An 18,309-nucleotide genomic window follows, 5' to 3' on the forward strand; every position below is an offset into this window, starting at 1 on the left:
AAATGGGGCGGATGGCGAATTTCGCGGCGCCGGGTTACTGCGTCGCGTCTTCGTGGAAGTGGCTGTAGACAAGGCGCGCTACGCTTTCCGAGATTCCCTCGACAGCCATCAGGTCGGCAATGGCCGCGCGGGAGACGGCTTTCGCCGTCCCGAAATGCTGGAGCAGCGCCCGCTTGCGCGTCGGGCCGATGCCGGAAATCTCGTCCAGCGGGTTCTTCACCATTTCCTTCTTGCGACGGGCGCGATGCGAGCCGATGGCGAAGCGGTGGGCCTCGTCGCGAAGCCGCTGGATGAAGTAGAGCACGGGATCGCGCGGCGGCAGCGAGAAGTCCGGTTTGCCGGCGGCGAAGAAGCGCTCGCGTCCCGCTTCACGGTCGGCGCCCTTGGCAACGCCGATCGCCGTCACGCGATCGGTCACGCCGAGCTCGTCGAGGATCGCCCGGACCGCGGTCATCTGCCCCTGTCCGCCGTCGATGAGGATGACATCGGGCCAGGCCGGGAAGGGGAGGTCGGCGCTCTCGGCCGCCGAAATCTCGGTACGGTCCGGCAGGCCCTCCTCCTTTAGGAGGCGGCTGAAGCGGCGGGTCATCACTTCCCGCATCATGCCGAAGTCGTCGCCGGGGGTGATGTCGGTCGATTTGATGTTGAACTTCCGGTACTGCCCCTTCACGAAGCCTTCCGGCCCGGCGACCACCATCCCGCCGACGGCGTTCGTCCCCATTATGTGCGAGTTGTCGTAGATCTCGATGCGCCGCGGCACGTAGGCGAGCTCGAAGGTCTTCGCAAATCCCTCCAGCAGGCGCGACTGCGATGCGGTTTCCGCCAGCTTGCGGCCATGCGCCTCGCGTGCGTTGGAAAGCACATGGTCGACGAGGTCCTTCTTCTCGCCCCGCTGCGGCACGAGGATCGAGACCTTGTATCCCGCGCGTTCGCTGAGAGCCTGGGACAGCAGGTCGATCTCCTCGACCGTTTCCGAGAGCAGGATCTGCCTCGGACAGGGCTTGTCGTCGTAGAACTGCGCCAGGAAGGCGTTCAGCACCTCCGCGCCCGAAAGCTGCGGGTCGGCCTTCGGGAAGTAGGCGCGGTTGCCCCAGTTCTGTCCCGTGCGGAAGAAGAACACCTGGATGCAGGAGACGCCGCCCTCGTGGTGGATTGCGAAGACGTCGGCTTCCTCGACGCCGGACGGATTGATGCCCTGGTGACTCTGCACGTGCGAAAGCGCCGCCAGCCGGTCGCGATAGATCGCGGCGCGCTCGAAATCGAGTTCCTCGGCGGCCTCGTTCATGGCGGTCGCCATGTGTGCCTTGACGTTCTGGCTCTTGCCGGAAAGGAAGTCCTTGGCCTCCCTGACGAGTTCCGAATAGTCGCCGTCGCTGATCTCGTGCGTGCAGGGGCCGGAACAGCGCTTGATCTGGTAGAGCAGGCACGGTCGCGTGCGCGTCTCGAACACGCTGTCGGTACAGGTCCTGAGCAGGAAGGCGCGCTGGAGCGAGTTGATGGTCCGCCCAACGGCGCCGGCGGAAGCGAAGGGCCCGAAATAGTCGCCCTTGCGGGCGCGGGCGCCGCGATGCTTGAAGATCGCCGGCGCGCGCGTATCCGCGGTGACGAGGATATAGGGAAAGGACTTGTCGTCGCGCAGCAGCACGTTAAAGCGCGGCCGCAACCGCTTGATAAGATTCGCCTCGAGCAGAAGCGCCTCTGTCTCGGTGCGCGTCGTCACGAACTCCATGTGCGCGGTCTCCCGGATCATCCGGGTGATGCGGTTGGAATGCCCGCGGCCGAGCGCATAGTTCGTTACGCGCTTCTTGAGACTGCGCGCCTTGCCGACATAGAGAACGTCGCCCGCCTCGTTGAACATCCGGTAGACGCCGGGGCTGTTCGGCAGCCGCTTGACGAGCGCATGGATGAGTTCCGCCCCGCGGAGGCCCTCAGGCACTCCGGCGCTCTCATTCCAGTCGATGTCGCGCGCGCCGCCAACCTCGGCCGTGCCTTCCGGCAGGTCGTCGTCCTCGTCCTTGTCGGTCTCGTCGTACAGGATGCCGCCATCCTGGACAGGCCGTCCGTTCATTCCATGATCTCCGCGATGTCGGGGGTCTCCCAGGCGAGATGCTGTCCGCCATCGAGCGCAATCATTTGACCCGTAATCGAGGGCGTGTCGAACAAAAATCGCACGGTCCGGCCGAATTCCTCCAGTCCCGGACCGGTCCTCAGCAGCAGTCCGCTCGTCTGCATCTCGAAGTCGCGGGGGTCCTGCCGTTCGTTGGGCAGTGTCGGCCCGGGACCGATCGCATTGACGCGAATGGCAGGTGCCAGCGTCTGCGCCATGGTGCGCGTCGCCATCCACAAGGCCGCCTTGGAGAGCGTGTAGGAGTAGAACCGGGGAGTGGGGTTCCAGACCCGCTGGTCGATGAGGTTGACGATCAGGCCGGTCCCGTTCGCGGGCAGTTGCCGGGCGAAGTCCCGGGCAAGGATCGATGGCGCCTTCACGTGGATGTTGAAGTGCCGGTCCCAGAACTCCTCGTGAAATGCGTCGACGCTGTCGGGTTTGAAGATGGACGCGTTGTTGACGAGCACGCCGAGCGGTCCCAGTCGCTTCGTGACGTCTCCTATCAGCGTCGCGGTCGAGGCCGAATCGGTAAGGTCGCATGCCACTGCGACAGCGTTCGCGCCCTTCGCCCTCAACGATTCGGCAAGCGCCTCGGCGACGTTCACCGAGTCGTTCGCATGAATGGCGACAGCGAAACCATGGGCTGCCAGGTCCTCTGCAATAGCCTTGCCGATACGCTTCGCAGCACCCGTAACGAGTGCTGTTTTTATTGCTTCCTTCAACGAAAATTCCGCCTGCCGATTCCTTTGATTAACCCGCCCAAGATATAGGCAAGAACGGGCCCGCTCAAACGGGCGCCCGGCAAATGTTTTCGAAAAAATTAATTCTGGAGAGTGTGGAGTATTATTTAGCTTCACATTAAGTATATTTGAATCATTTCTGCGTTTATGGTTAATAAATACCATGTTGTAGTGAAGCAACATCGCAATTAGGACATCGCTGCGCCGCAAAAAATTCATATTTTGGCTCTTGGAATTCCTCAATCTTTATTCAATTTACCCCCATCTCGACGGGACTGAATTTGAGTAACGATGTTCCGGCGTGCCTATTCGGCAACGGACATTGGAATGTAAAGGAGACTACTATGCGTACACTCATCACCTCCCTCATGGCCACCGCTATGACTTTCGCTGCCTTCCAGGCAGTCCAGGCCGCTGACGCGGTCGACGAGATCCCGCAGGCTCCGGCTGCGGAATTCTCCCAGCCGGCGGCAAACTGGGCGGGTGCCTATGCGGGTGGTACGGCTTCCTGGCAGAAGGGCAGCTTTGATCGCCAGAGCGGCAACGACGCCAACGGCTTCGGCGGCGGCGTCTACGGCGGCTACAACCTGCAGAGCGGCCAGATCGTGTACGGCGGTGAAGGCGACCTGAACTATTCGGGCATCGACTCGAAGAACAACGTCCGTAAGGCCGAGCAGGGTGTCAACGGCTCGATCCGCGCTCGCGTCGGTGTCGACCTGAACCCGGTTCTGCTCTATGGCACCGCCGGTGTTGCCGCCACCAACGCGGAAATGAAGGACTCGACCTCGAGCGACAGCAACACGCTGGTCGGCTGGACCGCTGGCGTCGGCGCTGAAGCCTTCGTGACCAACAACGTCACGGCGCGCGTCGAATACCGCTACACCGACTACTCGAGCAAGCGCTTCGGCCTCGACTCGGGCACGGTTCGCTCCGGTCTCGAAGACAACAGCGTTCGCGTCGGCATGGGCGTGAAGTTCTGATATCGGCCAATCGCCGAAAGAAAATGGCCGGGCGTCGATCGCCCGGCCATTTTCGTTTTGGGGTACGAGGGGAAGGCCTCCGGATCGTCGCGGGTCAGGCCTTGAACTTTGCGTAGTCCGGAAAGACCGCTTCGAAGCGCGTCAGGAAGCGGGCAAGCTTCGGCCGGCGCTTCTGCCACTGGCCGGCAAATCTGAGCTCGATGTAGCGCAGCATCGCGGCAAGCGCGAAATGTCCGGCATGCGGCTTCTTTCCGAGCCGGGGCATGTTGGCCTCGATGAGATCCAGCGCCCGCTCGGCCTTGGCCCATTGCCGGTCGATCCAGGGCTGGTAGACGAATTCCTCCGGGCGCATCCGCTTTTCATAGACGATCGCCAGCAGGCAGTCGCAGATGCCGTCGGCGGTCGCCTCCAGCACTTCCACTTCCGTCAGCTTGTCGGCATTGCGCGGGTAGAGGGTCCGCCCGGTCTGGCGATCGATAAAGCGCATGATGGCGCGGCTGTCGTAGACCGCCTTGCCGTCGTCGGTGAGGAGCGTCGGGATCTTGCCGAGCGGGTTTGCGGAGATGAGTTCCGCCGGGTCGGTCTTGGTCTCGGTCGCCACGTGCTCTGCATTGAGGCCGGCATAGTGGGCCGCCATCCGCACCTTCGTGGAGTAGGGGGAGGCATCGGAATAGAAGATCTTCATCGCAAGGTTCCTGTCGTGGCGTGCCGTCCGGCACCGCGTCCTGAGCGGCGCCCGTGCACCGTCGTCCCCGCATCGATTGCGCAAAAAGCGATTCCCGTCGAGGCGCGATCTTAGCGCATTGCGGGCTGCGTGACGCTTTTCAGGCGGCAGCTCGCCCGGTCCACCTCCGGGCACGACCGGAATTCGAGATCCGGCGTCATGCAGATGCGCAGTTCCTCGAGACGGTTGCCCTCGCACGTTACGCCGATCGCCGACGCCGAAAGTCCCGGATTGGCGCCGATCAGCACTTTCTCGATCTCCGCCGGGCTCTTCGGGCGCCTGTTGTTGGGCGCTTCCAGGCTGTCCGGGATCGTCACGCGCTCACGCGCCGCGCGCACCACGGAGAAGTACTCTGCCTGGTTCAGGCCGGAGCAACTGCCGTGCTTGCGCCACTGATGGCCGATGAGACCCATCGACGGAATGATGTCGAGGTAGCGCCGTCCCAGTTGCTCGCTCACGCGGTCCGGCTCCCGGCTCGGGCAGAAGGAAGGATATCCGCGCTCGTTCTGCGGCCAGAGCCCATGCACGATGAAGCCGGGATAGCGCCCGCTGCCGCACTGGTCGCTCCGCCCTTCCGCATCGTTCTCGGCGCACCAGGTCGGCGACCAGGAGAGCGACAGCACGTAGAAGTCAAACCCGTTGCCGCGCGGAACCGCCCGTGCGGTCTCGGACGAACCCGGTTCTCCAGCGCGTTGCTTCGGCGCACTTGCCTCCTTGTTTCCGGAGGACTGCTGGTCGCTGCAGCCGAGGATCGAAAGCGCCATCAGCGCGATCGCAAGGGCGCGCCTCGCCGGTGTGCGGACTTTGGAGGCGACAGATCGCATGGTGATCAGCGCAGCGACGCGCAGTACGCGCCGTAGACGTGCCACGGGTCGAGCCCGTCGATGCAGAACTCGATGTTCCTCCCGATCCCGGCAAAGCCCCAGCCGTGCTCGATTAGGTACCAAAGCGGGCGCGTGCTTCCGTCGGTCATCGTCACGCTCGCATGGCAGTAGTCGCGCGCGACGCTCGACATGTATTCGTTTGTCGGCTCCTGTCGGGTAAGGCGCATCCTGCGGATCTCGTAGATCGAGAGGTCGCTCTGAAGGTAGTGTACTGCCTTGTAGCCGAACCGTGAGGTGATGAAGCCGAGCACCGAGGGATCGGCGCAGACGTTACCTGCGGACGTCGACGTCGCCCCGGCGGGCGTGGCAGCGGCGAGCGTGGCGAGGACCAGCATCGCGAAAGCGGCAATTCCTGTACGCATGCTCATCATCCCTCTTGCCATGGCCGAGAGTGCGTCCTCGCGGGGCCGGAGGTCAAGTCTCCGGTTTGGCTTCCCCGGCAATCCAGAAACTGCGTGCCGATGCGAAGCGGTCTTGGGCCAGCGTCGTCTTCAGGAAGGGGAGGAGCACGTCGAGTTCCTGCTTCAGCGTAAACGGCGGGTTAACCACGATCAGGCCGGATCCGGAGAGCCCGGTTTGATCCCGGTCGCTCCTGACGGACAGCTCGGCGCAGAGGATCTTCGGAATGCCGAGTGCCTTGAGCTCCTTGTGAAACGCGGCGACCGGCGCGCCCTTCTTCAGCGGATACCACAGGCAGTAGACCCCGCCAGGAAAGCGACGCCAGGCCTTGGCCAGGCCGTCACTCATCCGCTCGAACTCGCCGTCTATTTCGAAGGGAGGATCGACCAGCACGATGCCGCGCTTCTCCTTCGGCGGCAGGTGGCCGCCGAGCGCCAGCCATCCGTCGAGATGGGTGATCCGGCTCTGGAAGTCGCCGTCGAAAAGCCGGCGCAGCGTCTCGTGGTCGTCGGGATGGAGTTCCATCGCCGAAAGCCGGTCCTGCGGGCGAAAAAGCTGGCGCGCGAGCTGCGGCGAGCCGGGATAGAACTTAAGGCCGCCTTCCGGATTGAGCTTGCGGACCGTGTCGAGATAGGGCGCGAGAAGGGGGACGATCTCTGCGGGAAGTTCGGCGGTCAGCAGGCGGCCGATGCCGTCGCGCCATTCTCCCGTCTTCTGCGCTTCCTCGCTCGAAAGGTCGTAGAGGCCGATCCCTGCATGGGTGTCGAGGACCCGGAAGGCCTTGTCCTTCTGCTGCATGTAGGCAATGAGGCGCGCGAGTACCGCATGCTTCAGCACATCGGCAAAATTCCCCGCGTGATAGATGTGTCGGTAGTTCATGGGGGCTTCCGTTGATAGGCCGATGAATAGTTTCTATGGGATGGAAAATTGCCTTTTGGCAGTCCTTTCCCTGCTCTATACAAAAGCCATGAACGTTGCGACCCCCAATCTCGGCAAACCCGTCGTCCGCCACTCCGTCTGTCCGCACGACTGTCCTTCCGCTTGCGCCCTCGACATCGAGATCGGCGCTGACGGGCGGATGGGCAAGGTGCGCGGCAGCGCCGACAATAGCTACACCGCAGGCGTGATCTGCGCCAAGGTCGCTCGCTATGCCGAGCGCCTCTATCACCCCGACCGGCTGATGAAGCCGCTTCGCCGTGTCGGTGCGAAAGGCGAGGGGAGCTGGCAGGAGATATCCTGGGAGCAAGCTCTCGACGAGATCGCCAATGCCTTCGTCAAGGCGGAACAGACCCACGGCAGCGAGGGCGTCTGGCCTTACTACTATGCAGGCACGATGGGCCAGGTCCAGCGCGACTCGATCAATCGCCTGCGTCACGCCAAGCGCTATTCCGGCTTCTTCGATTCGATCTGCACCAACACCGCATGGACCGGCTACGTCATGGGGACGGGCGCGCTGCGCGGCCCGGATCCGCGCGAGATGGCGAAGTCCGATTGCGTCGTCATCTGGGGCACCAACGCCGTGTCGACCCAGGTCAACGTGATGACCCACGCCGTCAAGGCCCGCAAGGACCGCGGTGCGAAGATCGTCGTCATCGACATCTACGACAACCCGACGATGAAGCAGGCGGACGTCGCGCTGAAGCTGAAGCCGGGTACGGACGCGGCACTCGCCTGCGCCGTCATGCACGTCGCCTTCCGCGACGGCTACGCCGACCGCGCCTACATGGAAAAGTATGCCGACGATCCGGCCGGCCTCGAAGCGCACCTCGCCAGCCGCGATCCGGCGTGGGCGGCTGCGATCACCGGCTTGTCCGTCGACGAGATCGAGGCCTTCGCCCGCCTCGTTGGCCAGACGAGGAAAACCTTCTTCCGCCTCGGCTACGGCTTCACGCGCAGCCGCAACGGCAGCGCCTCGATGCATGCGGCACTGTCTATTTCGACCGTCCTCGGCTCGTGGCAGTATGAAGGCGGCGGCGCCTTCCACAACAACGGCGGGATCTACCGGCTCGAGAAGCACGAGCTCATGGGCCTCGACCTCGCCGATCCGAACATCCGCCAACTCGATCAGAGCCAGATCGGCCGCGTGCTCACCGGCGACGCAGTGGCGCTGCGCCACCGCGGTCCGGTGTCGGCGCTGCTGATCCAGAACACCAATCCGGTGAATATCGCCCCGGAGCAGCGACTGGTGAAGAAGGGTTTCCTGCGCGACGATCTCTTCGTCGCCGTCCACGAACAGTTCATGACCGATACGGCCAAGCTCGCCGACATCGTCATCCCCGCGACCATGTTCGTCGAACATGACGATCTCTACCGCGGCGGCGGGCACCAGCACATCCTGCTCGGGCCGAAGCTCGTCGAGCCGCCATCGACCGTGCTCACCAATCTCTTCGTCATCGAGGAACTGGCAAAGCGCCTCGGCGTGTCAGACCGCCCGGGCTTCGGCCTTTCGGAACGCGAGCACATCACGCGGATGCTGCCGCACTACGACATCGATTTCGATGGGTTGGCCGAGGAGAAGTGGATCGATTGCCAGCCGGATTTCGACACGGCGCATTTCATCGGCGGCTTCGGCTTTGCGGATGGCAGATTCCGCTTCCGGCCGGACTGGACCGGAACGGCGGCGCCCAACCGGCCGCCGAAGTCCGTCGGTCTCCTCGGTCCGCACGAGGCGCTTCCCCGCTTCCCCGACTATGTCGAGACGGTCGAGGTCGCCGACGCCGACCATCCGTTCCGTCTTGCCACGTCGCCTGCGCGAACCTTCCTCAATTCGACCTTTACCGAGACCAAGGGATCGCGTGACAGGGAAGGGCGGCCGGAGGTGATGATCCATCCGGCGGACGCCGCAGCCAGCGGCATTGCCGACGGTGATGTCGTCGTCCTCGGCAATCCGCGCGGCGAGATACGTCTCCATGCAAAGGTAAGCGAAGGCTGCAAGGAAGGCGTGCTGATCGCCGAAGGCCTGTGGCCGAACGACGCCCACCTCGACGGCGAGGGCATCAACGTGCTGACCGGCGCCGATCCCGTCGCTCCCTATGGCGGCGCGGCTTTCCACGACAATCGCGTCTGGCTTAAGAGAGACGCAGCGTGACGAAATTCGAAAAGGCGAAGATCGACATCGTCAAGGACGAGACGCTGTCGAAGAACTGGTATCACCTGCGCAACGTCACGTTCAACTACACGGGTTCGGACGGCCATACCACGCGCCTGAAGCGCGAGGTCTACGATCGCGGCGACGGGGCCACGATCCTTCTCCACGATCCACGTCGCGACAGCATCGTCCTCGTGCGCCAGTTCCGCATGCCGGCCCATCTCAACGGCCACTCTGGCTGGCTTCTCGAAACGCCCGCGGGCCTGCTCGACGGCGAAAACCCGGCTGAGGCGATCCGCCGCGAGGTGATGGAGGAGACCGGCTACGAGATCGGCGAGGCGACACCGCTCTTCCAGTGCTTCATGAGCCCCGGTGCGGTAACCGAGATCGTCCACTTCTTCGCCGCCGAAATCGACGCGACCCGCAAGGTCGGGAAGGGTGGCGGTGCCGACGGCGAGCACGAGGATATCGAAGTGGTCGAGATTGGCCTCGACGAGGCGGCGCGGATGGTCAAAAGCGGCGAGATCTGCGACGGCAAGACCATCATGTTGATCCAGTGGGCGCTCATGCAGCGCCGCTGATCGCACGATCCACGTTCAAGCTGTACATTAGAAAATTGTGATAATTATCTGAATCGACTCCATTTGCACGGATCGGGTCAGAACCGTCCCTTTACGCCCATGGAAAGCGACATGGCGCTGAAATCGCCACCCGCGGAATCCGCGAAGGTCTGCGAGGCGCCGCTTGTCGTGTCGACCATCGTCGTGTCTCCGCGTGCCTCGAAGATCTTTTCCAGCCCCGCACCCAGGTAGAAGGTGGCGTTCGGCATGATCTGGTAACCCACCTCGACATTGGCCGAGATGACCGGCGCCGTATCGAGGCGGTCCTCGAAGCGCAACGCCCGCATCCAATGGTCGTCCGTGTCACGCGCGCCGACGGTAAGGCCACCCTGAAGCGCGCCCGCCAGCCGCCAGTCGCCCGTCACATGCGTGGCGTTGAGGGCAGCATAGGCGACCGGGAACTGCTGGCGATAGCTGATGCCCCGTTCGTCGTCGGGAAAACGCCCGCGGAAGTCGCGGAAACCGGCGTCGCTGTAGATGAAGGACCCACCGTAGGCGGACCATTTGACGTCGGTGTAGCGCAGCCCGCCGCCGAGGCCGAGGGTGCTGTAGGCGTCCTCGAACATGGTGCGGCTGAGCTCGGCCTCGAGACGGTAGTAGTGGTCGAGCTTGGTATCCGGATGTCTGGATCGGTCGCTCCAGTCATCCATGCCCTCGCCGGTGCTGAAAGGAGCGATCCAGTCGTAGTCCGTCATGTCGCTGTCGCCGCCGAAGCCGCCGGAGGCCGAGAACCGCGCCTTCCAGGAGTTCTGGAGCTCCATGTCGAGCGTGCCGTTGACGAGGCCCACCGCATCGCTTTCCCAGACCAGCCGGCTGATGCGCTGGCCGCCGTCATAGACGAGCTCGTTCGCCTCGATGGTCATGAGGCCTGCGGAACCGGAAAGGGAAATCGACCCGTCGAGCGATTGGGTGATCAGCTCGGCCGCCTGGCCTTGCGGCGCCGACGCAATCAGGGAAAAGAGAGCGATTGTCCGAACCGTATGCCGCATGGATGGAGCCGCCTCCGTAGCGATGACGGCAACTTTATATCAGCCGAACTTGGCCGCAAGCTGACGCAACCGCTGGTCCCCAGCCTTTTGCGGATGCGCGGGATCAGAGCCCGGTGGAGATCAGGAAGCGTGCGTTCTCGGTGGCGGAGCCGTCGGCGACGACCGCGCGACCGCCCTCCATCCGCACCGTCCCTTCCGAAAACAGGCGCAGCGCCTGCGGGTAGATCTGGTGTTCCACGGTCAGCACGCGTGCGGCGAGCGTCTCGGCGGTATCCGTCGCAAGAACCGGAACGGCGGCCTGCGCCAGGACCGGCCCCTCGTCCATGCCCTCGGTCACGAAGTGCACGGTGCATCCGGCGATCCGCACGCCGGCGTCGATTGCCCGCTGATGGGTGTGGAGGCCCGGAAAGAGCGGCAGCAGGGAAGGGTGGATGTTGAGGATCCGGCCCTCGTAGCGGGCGATGAATTCGCCGGAGAGGAGCCGCATGTAGCCCGCGAGACAGATCACGTCCGGGCTCAGCCGATCGAGTTCCGCCCGGATCGCCTCCTCGTGGGCCTCCTTGGAGGCATAGTCCTTGCGAACGAAGGAAAACGTCGCAATCCCGAGTGCTTCCGCCTTGGCGAGGCCCGGAGCGTCGGCCTTGTCGGATATGACCGCCACCATCTCGGCCGGAAAGTCCTGGCCCGCGCAGGCCCTGGCGAGCGTCAGCATGTTGGAGCCGCCGCCGGAAATGAAGGCGACGACGCGCTTTCTTGCTGATGGCGTCGACGTCATAGGGCGAGGGCGCCCTTGTAGACCGTGCCCGGATCGCCTTCGGCGCGGCCGACCATGCGCCCGAGCGTGAAGACGGTCTCGCCTTCCGCTTCGAGCACGGCGGAGACGCGCGCGGCCTCCGATGCCGGTACCACCGCGATCATACCGACGCCGCAGTTGAAGGTGCGCAGCATCTCGCGCGCCTCGACGCCGCCGGTCTTGGCGAGCCAGGAGAAGACGGCCGGCGCCTTCACGGCGGCAAGGTCGATCTCTGCCGCAAGGTGCTTCGGCAGCACGCGCGGAATGTTCTCGGGGAACCCGCCGCCGGTGATGTGGGCGAGCGCCTTGATCGCGCCGGTCTCGCGGATCGCCTTCAGGAGCGGCTTCACGTAGATCTTGGTCGGCGTCATCAGCGCCTCGGCGAGCGTCGCGCCTTCGGCGAAGGGTGCAGGCGCATCCCAGGCGAGGCCGGAGAGCGCCACGATCTTGCGCACCAGCGAATAGCCGTTGGAGTGGACGCCGGAGGATGCGAGCGCCAGGATCACGTCACCTTCGGCGATGTCGCCGGAGGGAAGCAGTCTGCCGCGTTCGGCAGCGCCCACCGCGAAGCCCGCGAGGTCGTAGTCGCCGTCCGAATACATGCCCGGCATTTCCGCGGTCTCGCCGCCGATCAGCGCGCAGCCCGCCTGCCGGCAGCCTTCCGCGATCCCGCCGACGATCGCCGCGCCCTGGTCCGGATCGAGCTTACCGGTCGCGAAGTAGTCGAGGAAGAAGAGCGGTTCGGCGCCCTGCACCACGAGGTCGTTCACGCACATCGCCACGAGGTCGATGCCAACAGTGTCGTGCTTGTCCGCGTCGATGGCGATCTTGAGCTTGGTGCCGACGCCGTCGTTCGCAGCGACGAGCACCGGATCGGTGAAGCCTGCCGCCTTGAGGTCGAACAGGCCGCCGAAGCCGCCGATCTCGCCGTCAGCGCCCGGACGGCGGGTGGACCGCACCGCGGGCTTGATCTTCTCGACGAGCAGGTTGCCGGCGTCGATGTCGACGCCCGCGTCGCTATAGGTCAGACCGTTTTTTCCCGACTGGCTCATGCTCGGTTCTCCGATGGCTTCAGGCTGTGAAAAACGTCCGATATCGCGGCCGGGCGTTTCAAGGCCCGATTGGCACGCTGGACACCGAAGTGCAAGCATAATGCCGGTTTCGTGGGCTTTTTTTCACCGTTTTACCCGAAGCCCGGCTCGCCCGCGACTGCCGGCCTTGACCGGGATTGCTGCAGCGTCCTATCTCCTGCTGTAACGAGGGCGTGCTACGGGTCGATCCGGCGTCCGTTGAAATACTCGAACAGGCGGGATGAAGCGGATGGCAAGCCATGTGAGCGGCGCCGGGTTGAAGAGGCAGGTCATCTTCTGGCTGATCGCGCTTGCCGGCTTCATCGCCTTCCTGATGATCTTCAGTTCGATCCTGCTGCCCTTCATCGCCGGCATGGCGCTCGCCTACTTCCTCGATCCGGTCGCCGACCGCCTCGAAAGGCTGGGCCTCAGCCGCACCATGGCGACGGTCGTGATCCTGATTGCCTTCATCATCATCTTCGCGCTGTCGCTCATGATCATCATCCCGCTCTTGATGACCCAGGCTTCGGATTTCTTCGCGAAATTCCCGGGCTATGTCAGCCAGCTGCAGGAACTGGTCACGAGCTTCAACCCGGATCTGCTTCCCTCGTGGATCAGCAGCCAGATGGGCACGATCAAGCAGAGTTTCTCTGCCGTCCTTGCGGAAGGCGCCGGCTTCATGGGGGCTATCTTCAAGCAGCTCTGGAACTCCGGCATGGCGCTGGTCGACATAGCCTCGCTCCTCGTCGTGACCCCGGTCGTTGCGTTCTATCTGCTTCTCGACTGGGACCGTATGATCAACAAGGTCGATAGCTGGGTACCCCGTGACTATGTCACCGACGTCCGCCAGATCGCCACGGAAATGAACACGGCGATTGCCGGGTTCGTGCGCGGGCAGGGCTCCATCTGCATCATTCTCGGCCTGTTCTACGGCATCGGCCTCTCCTTCGCCGGCCTGAACTTCGGGCTTCTGATCGGCCTCTTCGCGGGCATGATCAGCTTCGTCCCCTATGTTGGCTCGATGGTGGGGCTTGTGCTCTCTGTCGGCGTGGCGCTCGTCCAGTTCTGGCCCGACTATTTCCACATCATCCTGGTCGCCAGCGTCTTCTTCGCCGGCCAGTTCTTCGAGGGAAACATCTTGCAGCCGAAGCTCGTCGGCTCGCAGGTTGGCCTTCACCCGGTCTGGCTCATGTTCGCCCTTTTCGCCTTCGGCGCGCTCTTCGGCTTCGTCGGCCTGCTGGTTGCAGTGCCGGCAGCCGCAGCGGTGGGCGTTCTTGTCCGCTACGGGCTTGGGCGGTACCTTGACAGCGATCTCTATCACGGCGCAAACACGCCGCCTTCCATCGAGCGTAAGCCCAAGCAGGTAAAGTAGAACCGAGTAGAGTCATGACGCAGCGCAAAGCCGCAGAACAGTTGCCGCTCGTGTTCGGTCATGAGGCCTCGACCGGTCGCGACGACCTGATGGTCGCCGACCCGCTCAACGCTGCCGTCGCCATCGTCGATGCCTGGCCGAACTGGCCGTCGCCCGTGGTGATCCTTGCCGGTCCCGCGGGATCGGGAAAATCGCACCTCGCCTCGATCTGGAGCCAGAGGAGCGGGGCGGTGGCGATCGACGCCATGCCCGGCACCGGCTCGGAGAACGCCGCCGCCGCCGGCCCGGTGATCCTGGAGGATGCCGACCGCAACGGCTTCGACGACCGCACCCTTTTCCACGTCATCAACAATGTCCGGCAAAACGGCACGTCGCTGCTCGTGACGGCGCGTCTGTGGCCCATGTCCTGGCCCGTCGAACTTCCCGATCTGCGCTCGCGCCTGAAGGCGGCGACGACCGTCGAGATCGGCGAGCCGGACGACGAACTGCTGGCGCAGGTCATCGTGAAGCTCTTTGCCGACCGGCAGCTTTTCGTCGACGACAGGCTCGTCGCCTACATGGTCGCGCGGATGGAGCGGTCCCACGAGGCGGCCCAGACCCTCGTCGACCGTCTGGACCGGTTGGCGCTCGCCCGCGGCAGCCGGCTCACCCGGGGACTCGCGCAGGAGGTGCTGGGCGCCATGGTCAATCCCGATTCCGAGGATTGACTGTCACAGTTCCGTCGTCAAACTGGGCTACGAGGTGAGAGAGTCTAGACGGGCGGAAAGAAAAATGGATACAGCGACTTCGGACATAGCGGCAACCATCTCGACGGTGGAGGTGCCGGCAGGTCCAGAACTCCCCGACATCGAAGCGCTGATGCAGAGCCCAGAGCGGTTTATCAACCGCGAGTTCTCATGGCTCCAGTTCAATCGCCGCGTCCTCGAGGAGACGCTGAACACGGCGCATCCGCTCTTGGAGCGCGTCCGCTTCCTCTCGATCTCGGCGGCCAACCTCGATGAATTCTTCATGGTGCGCGTCGCCGGCCTCGAAGGGCAGGTGCGTCAGGGCATCGCCATCAAGAGCCCCGACGGCAAGACCTCGGCCGAGCAGCTGGACGATATCCTGAAGGAGATCGACAATCTGCAGATGGAGCAGCAGGCCTCGCTCGCCATCCTGCAGCAGTACCTCGCCAAGGAAGACATTCTGATCGTCCGTCCCTCTGCGCTTTCCGGCGAGGACAGGGCCTGGCTGGCGCAGGCATTCGAGGATTCGATCTTCCCCGTCCTCACGCCGCTGTCGATCGATCCAGCCCATCCGTTCCCGTTCATTCCCAATCTCGGCTTCTCGATCGGCCTGCAGCTGGAGAATATCCACACGCACGAGCCGATGACTGCTCTCCTGCGCCTCCCCGTCGCGCTCGATCGCTTCATGCGCTTGCCCGATTCCGGTGGCGCGATCCGCTACATCACCCTCGAGGATCTCGTCGGCCAGTTCATTCACAAGCTCTTCCCGGGCTACTCCGTCCAGGGGTCGGGCACGTTCCGGATCATCCGAGACAGTGATATCGAAGTGGAGGAAGAGGCCGAAGACCTCGTGCGTTTCTACGAGACCGCGCTGAAGCGCCGCCGCCGCGGATCTGTGATCCGGCTGGAGACGGATTCGGAGATGCCGCAGTCGCTTCGCCGCTTCGTGGTCCAGGAACTCGGCGTGCCGGACAACCGCGTCGCCATCCTGCCGGGGCTGCTTGCGCTCAACACCCTCTCCGAAATCACCAAGGCGCCGCGGGAGGACCTCAGGTTCGAGCCGTACAATGCCCGATTTCCCGAACGCGTCCGCGAGCACGCAGGCGACTGCTTCGCGGCCATCCGCGAAAAGGACATGGTCGTCCACCACCCCTACGAGTCCTTCGACGTGGTGGTCCAGTTTCTGCTCCAGGCTGCGCGCGATCCTGAAGTGGTCGCGATAAAGCAGACGCTCTACCGGACGTCGAACGACAGCCCGATCGTGCGGGCGCTTGCCGATGCCGCCGAAGCCGGCAAGTCGGTCACCGCGCTTGTGGAGCTAAAGGCGCGTTTCGACGAGGAAGCCAACATCCGCTGGGCACGCGACCTCGAGCGTGCGGGCGTGCAGGTGGTCTTCGGCTTCATCGAACTGAAGACGCATGCCAAGATGTCGCTCGTCGTGCGCCGCGAGGAAGGCAAGCTCAGGAGCTACTGCCACCTCGGCACCGGCAACTACCATCCGGTCACCGCGAAGATCTACACCGACCTGTCCTTCTTCACGTGCAACCCGACCATCGCCCATGACATGGCGAACATCTTCAACTTCATCACCGGCTACGGCGAACCGGAAGCCGGCATGAAGCTTGCGGTCTCGCCGCATACGCTCCGCCCCAGGATCCTCAAGCACATCAACGAGGAAATCGAGCACGCCAGGAACGGATCGCCGGCTGCGATCTGGATGAAGATGAACTCGCTTGTGGATCCCGAGATCATCGACAGCCTCTACCGGGCGAGCCAGGCGGGCGTGGAGGTCGATCTCGTGGTGCGCGGCATCTGCTGCCTGCGCCCGCAGGTTCCGGGGCTTTCGGAAAACATCCGGGTCAAGTCGATCGTCGGGCGCTTCCTGGAGCACTCTCGCATCTTCTGTTTCGGAAACGGCCATGGGCTTCCATCGGAGAAGGCGCTCGTCTATATAGGGTCCGCGGACATGATGCCGCGCAATCTGGACCGGCGGGTCGAGACACTTGTGCCTCTGATCAACCGGACTGTGCATGAACAGGTACTTTCGCAGATTATGCTGGGCAATCTCATCGACAACCAGCAGAGCTACGAGATCCTGGAGGACGGCACGTCGCGGCGCATGGAAGTTCCGCATGGCGCCGAGCCGTTCAATGCACAGCATTATTTCATGACCAATCCGAGCCTTTCGGGGCGAGGAGAGTCGTTGAAGTCCAGTGCGCCGAAGACGATCGCAGGCTGGCAAAGCCGCCGGAAAAAGTAAAAAAACTGGACGTGCATGGTTGAATCCGAAGCCCAGGGGCGTTTGCCTGGAGTTGCCCCGGTCTCTGTGGTGGATATCGGATCGAACTCGATTCGCTTGGTCGTTTACGAGGGTCTCAACCGGTCGCCAGCCGTCCTCTTCAACGAAAAGGTGATGTGCGGGCTCGGTAAGGGGCTCGCCAAGACCGGACGCATGGACGAGGAGGGCGTGGCGCGCGCGCTCGCGGCTCTCCACCGTTTCAAGGCGCTGTCGGCCCAGGCGAGGGCCCAGACCATGTATATCCTCGCCACCGCCGCCGCGCGCGAAGCTGAAAACGGCGCCGACTTCATCCACAGTGCAGAGATGATCCTCGGTCGCCGCATCCGCGTCCTGTCGGGCGAGGAGGAGGCCTATTTCTCCGCGCTCGGCATCGTCAGCGGCTTCCACGATCCGGACGGGATCGTCGGAGATCTCGGCGGCGGGTCGCTCGAGCTCGTTGATGTGCGCGGCCGGGCGATCGGCAACGGCATCACGCTTCCGCTCGGAGGCATCCGCCTTTCCGAAGCGGCCATGGGTTCGGTGGCGCAAGCCCGGACCGTCGCCCGCAAGCACCTGAAAAACGCGACCCTCCTCAAATCAGCCGCGGGGCGCACCTTCTACGCGGTCGGCGGCACCTGGCGCTCCATCGCCAAGCTGCACATGGAAGTGCGCAACTATCCCCTGCACATGATGCAGGGCTACGAGATCGACTTTGCCGAAGCCATGGATTTCCTCACGGATATCGTGACCGCAAAGGGCTCGAAGGATCCCGCCTATGGCGCGATCTCCAAGCTTCGCCGCACGTTGCTGCCCTATGGCGCGGTCGCCATGCAGGAAACGATCGCGCTCATGAAGCCGTCGAAGGTTTCCTTTTCCTCTCTCGGAGTGCGCGAGGGCTTCCTCTATTCGCTTCTTCCTGAATCCGAGAAGCTGCAGGACCCGCTGCTGTCGGCCGCCCGCGAGCTGGCGATCCTGCGCGCCCGTTCTCCGGAGCATGCGCGCGAACTCGCCGAATGGACCGGCCGCATGATGCCCGTCTTCGATATCGTGGAGACCGAGGAAGAAAGCCGCTATCGCCAGGCAGCCTGCCTGCTCGCCGACATCAGCTGGCGCGCCCATCCGGACTACCGCGGCCTGCAGGCGCTGAACATCATCGCGCACAGCACCTTCGCCGGGATTTCTCATCCGGGCCGTGCCTATATCGCGCTTGCCAACTACTACCGGTTCGAAGGTCTCTACGACGATGCGGCGACCGGGTCGCTCGCGACCATCGCCACGCCGCGCCTGCTGGAGCTCGCCAAGCTTCTCGGCGGAATGCTGCGCATCGTCTATCTGTTTTCCGCGTCGATGCCTGGCATCGTCAGGCACCTCAGCTTCCGCAAGTCGAAGAGCCCCGAACTCGATCTCGAGTTCGTCGTTCCCTCGGAATATGCGGAGCTTGCGGGCGAAAGGCTGGAGGGTCGCCTGCAGCAACTGGCGCGCCTGACCGGCAATCGCCTCGCTTTCCGCTACGAATAGACACCTCGCACTTACGCAAACG

16 protein-coding genes are annotated in these 18,309 nt (G+C 63.8%); 7 read left to right on the forward strand and 9 right to left on the reverse strand.

Annotated elements, in window-relative coordinates; genetic code table 11:
- Positions 1-34 precede the first annotated feature (34 nt).
- Both uvrC and F3Y30_RS10375 read right to left on the reverse strand, forming a co-directional pair.
- Positions 35-2,068, reverse strand: a complete 2,034-nt coding sequence (gene uvrC / locus F3Y30_RS10370) for an excinuclease ABC subunit UvrC (RefSeq protein ID WP_203426385.1) — start codon at positions 2,066-2,068, stop codon at positions 35-37.
- Complete coding sequence (locus F3Y30_RS10375) at positions 2,065-2,829, reverse strand: SDR family oxidoreductase (protein ID WP_203426386.1); 765 nt, start codon at positions 2,827-2,829, stop codon at positions 2,065-2,067. The genes uvrC and F3Y30_RS10375 overlap by 4 nt, the downstream gene beginning before the upstream one ends.
- Before the next feature lie 362 nt (positions 2,830-3,191).
- On the opposite strand from F3Y30_RS10375, the gene F3Y30_RS10380 reads away from it, so the two are divergent.
- Positions 3,192-3,827, forward strand: a complete 636-nt coding sequence (locus F3Y30_RS10380) for an outer membrane protein (protein ID WP_203426387.1) — start codon at positions 3,192-3,194, stop codon at positions 3,825-3,827.
- 94 nt (positions 3,828-3,921) lie between these two features.
- On the opposite strand, the gene F3Y30_RS10385 is transcribed toward F3Y30_RS10380, so the two are convergent.
- From F3Y30_RS10385 to F3Y30_RS10400, 4 genes are all read right to left on the reverse strand, one after another.
- On the reverse strand, positions 3,922-4,512 hold the full coding sequence (locus tag F3Y30_RS10385) for a glutathione S-transferase (protein WP_203426388.1): 591 nt from the start codon (positions 4,510-4,512) through the stop codon (positions 3,922-3,924).
- A 110-nt stretch (positions 4,513-4,622) separates the two neighbouring features.
- Complete coding sequence (locus tag F3Y30_RS10390; protein WP_246752932.1) at positions 4,623-5,420, reverse strand: ribonuclease; 798 nt, start codon at positions 5,418-5,420, stop codon at positions 4,623-4,625.
- Positions 5,381-5,770, reverse strand: a complete 390-nt coding sequence (locus F3Y30_RS10395; RefSeq protein ID WP_348649868.1) for a hypothetical protein — start codon at positions 5,768-5,770, stop codon at positions 5,381-5,383. The genes F3Y30_RS10390 and F3Y30_RS10395 overlap by 40 nt, the downstream gene beginning before the upstream one ends.
- Positions 5,771-5,849: 79 nt before the next feature.
- On the reverse strand, positions 5,850-6,713 hold the full coding sequence (locus F3Y30_RS10400) for a 23S rRNA (adenine(2030)-N(6))-methyltransferase RlmJ (protein ID WP_203426390.1): 864 nt from the start codon (positions 6,711-6,713) through the stop codon (positions 5,850-5,852).
- A 70-nt stretch (positions 6,714-6,783) separates the two neighbouring features.
- Between F3Y30_RS10400 and F3Y30_RS10405 the strand changes: the two genes are divergently transcribed.
- Positions 6,784-8,922 carry a molybdopterin oxidoreductase family protein gene (locus F3Y30_RS10405; protein ID WP_203426561.1) on the forward strand — a complete coding sequence of 713 codons (2,139 nt, stop codon included), beginning with the start codon at positions 6,784-6,786 and terminating at the stop codon, positions 8,920-8,922.
- Positions 8,919-9,503 (forward strand): NUDIX domain-containing protein, encoded by a 585-nt coding sequence (locus F3Y30_RS10410; RefSeq protein WP_203426391.1) that lies wholly within the window; start codon positions 8,919-8,921, stop codon positions 9,501-9,503. The genes F3Y30_RS10405 and F3Y30_RS10410 overlap by 4 nt, the downstream gene beginning before the upstream one ends.
- Before the next feature lie 77 nt (positions 9,504-9,580).
- On the opposite strand, the gene F3Y30_RS10415 is transcribed toward F3Y30_RS10410, so the two are convergent.
- The 3 genes from F3Y30_RS10415 to purM all read right to left on the reverse strand — a co-directional run bounded on the left by F3Y30_RS10415 (position 9,581) and on the right by purM (position 12,376).
- Positions 9,581-10,531 (reverse strand): omptin family outer membrane protease, encoded by a 951-nt coding sequence (locus F3Y30_RS10415; RefSeq protein WP_203426392.1) that lies wholly within the window; start codon positions 10,529-10,531, stop codon positions 9,581-9,583.
- 103 nt (positions 10,532-10,634) lie between these two features.
- On the reverse strand, positions 10,635-11,306 hold the full coding sequence (gene purN / locus F3Y30_RS10420) for a phosphoribosylglycinamide formyltransferase (protein WP_203426393.1): 672 nt from the start codon (positions 11,304-11,306) through the stop codon (positions 10,635-10,637).
- Positions 11,303-12,376, reverse strand: a complete 1,074-nt coding sequence (gene purM / locus F3Y30_RS10425) for a phosphoribosylformylglycinamidine cyclo-ligase (protein ID WP_203426394.1) — start codon at positions 12,374-12,376, stop codon at positions 11,303-11,305. Before purM ends, purN begins: the two co-directional genes overlap by 4 nt.
- Before the next feature lie 268 nt (positions 12,377-12,644).
- Here purM and F3Y30_RS10430 point away from each other — a divergent pair, with 268 nt between their 5' ends.
- The 4 genes from F3Y30_RS10430 to ppx all read left to right on the forward strand — a co-directional run bounded on the left by F3Y30_RS10430 (position 12,645) and on the right by ppx (position 18,287).
- Positions 12,645-13,766 carry an AI-2E family transporter gene (locus F3Y30_RS10430; protein WP_203426395.1) on the forward strand — a complete coding sequence of 374 codons (1,122 nt, stop codon included), beginning with the start codon at positions 12,645-12,647 and terminating at the stop codon, positions 13,764-13,766.
- A gap of 14 nt (positions 13,767-13,780) precedes the next feature.
- A complete protein-coding gene (gene hdaA / locus F3Y30_RS10435) occupies positions 13,781-14,473 on the forward strand; it encodes a DnaA regulatory inactivator HdaA (RefSeq protein ID WP_203426396.1) in 693 nt (230 codons plus the stop codon).
- A 64-nt stretch (positions 14,474-14,537) separates the two neighbouring features.
- Entirely contained in the window at positions 14,538-16,751 is a 2,214-nt protein-coding gene (locus tag F3Y30_RS10440) for an RNA degradosome polyphosphate kinase (RefSeq protein ID WP_203426397.1), read from the forward strand.
- Between the two features lie 15 nt (positions 16,752-16,766).
- Positions 16,767-18,287 carry an exopolyphosphatase gene (gene ppx, locus F3Y30_RS10445; protein WP_203426398.1) on the forward strand — a complete coding sequence of 507 codons (1,521 nt, stop codon included), beginning with the start codon at positions 16,767-16,769 and terminating at the stop codon, positions 18,285-18,287.
- Positions 18,288-18,309 lie beyond the last annotated feature (22 nt).

Source organism: Sinorhizobium sp. BG8 (assembly GCF_016864555.1).
Taxonomy (GTDB): Bacteria; Pseudomonadota; Alphaproteobacteria; order Rhizobiales; family Rhizobiaceae; genus BG8.

Coding starts and splice junctions, on each gene's coding strand:
- uvrC (WP_203426385.1), bottom strand. CDS start 2,068: ATGAACGGACGGCCTGTCCAGGATGGCGGCATCCTGTACGACGAGACC.
- F3Y30_RS10380 (WP_203426387.1), top strand. CDS start 3,192: ATGCGTACACTCATCACCTCCCTCATGGCCACCGCTATGACTTTCGCT.
- F3Y30_RS10385 (WP_203426388.1), bottom strand. CDS start 4,512: ATGAAGATCTTCTATTCCGATGCCTCCCCCTACTCCACGAAGGTGCGG.
- F3Y30_RS10395 (WP_348649868.1), bottom strand. CDS start 5,770: ATGCTGGTCCTCGCCACGCTCGCCGCTGCCACGCCCGCCGGGGCGACG.
- F3Y30_RS10400 (WP_203426390.1), bottom strand. CDS start 6,713: ATGAACTACCGACACATCTATCACGCGGGGAATTTTGCCGATGTGCTG.
- F3Y30_RS10415 (WP_203426392.1), bottom strand. CDS start 10,531: ATGCGGCATACGGTTCGGACAATCGCTCTCTTTTCCCTGATTGCGTCG.
- purN (WP_203426393.1), bottom strand. CDS start 11,306: ATGACGTCGACGCCATCAGCAAGAAAGCGCGTCGTCGCCTTCATTTCC.
- purM (WP_203426394.1), bottom strand. CDS start 12,376: ATGAGCCAGTCGGGAAAAAACGGTCTGACCTATAGCGACGCGGGCGTC.
- F3Y30_RS10430 (WP_203426395.1), top strand. CDS start 12,645: ATGGCAAGCCATGTGAGCGGCGCCGGGTTGAAGAGGCAGGTCATCTTC.
- hdaA (WP_203426396.1), top strand. CDS start 13,781: ATGACGCAGCGCAAAGCCGCAGAACAGTTGCCGCTCGTGTTCGGTCAT.
- F3Y30_RS10440 (WP_203426397.1), top strand. CDS start 14,538: ATGGATACAGCGACTTCGGACATAGCGGCAACCATCTCGACGGTGGAG.
- ppx (WP_203426398.1), top strand. CDS start 16,767: ATGGTTGAATCCGAAGCCCAGGGGCGTTTGCCTGGAGTTGCCCCGGTC.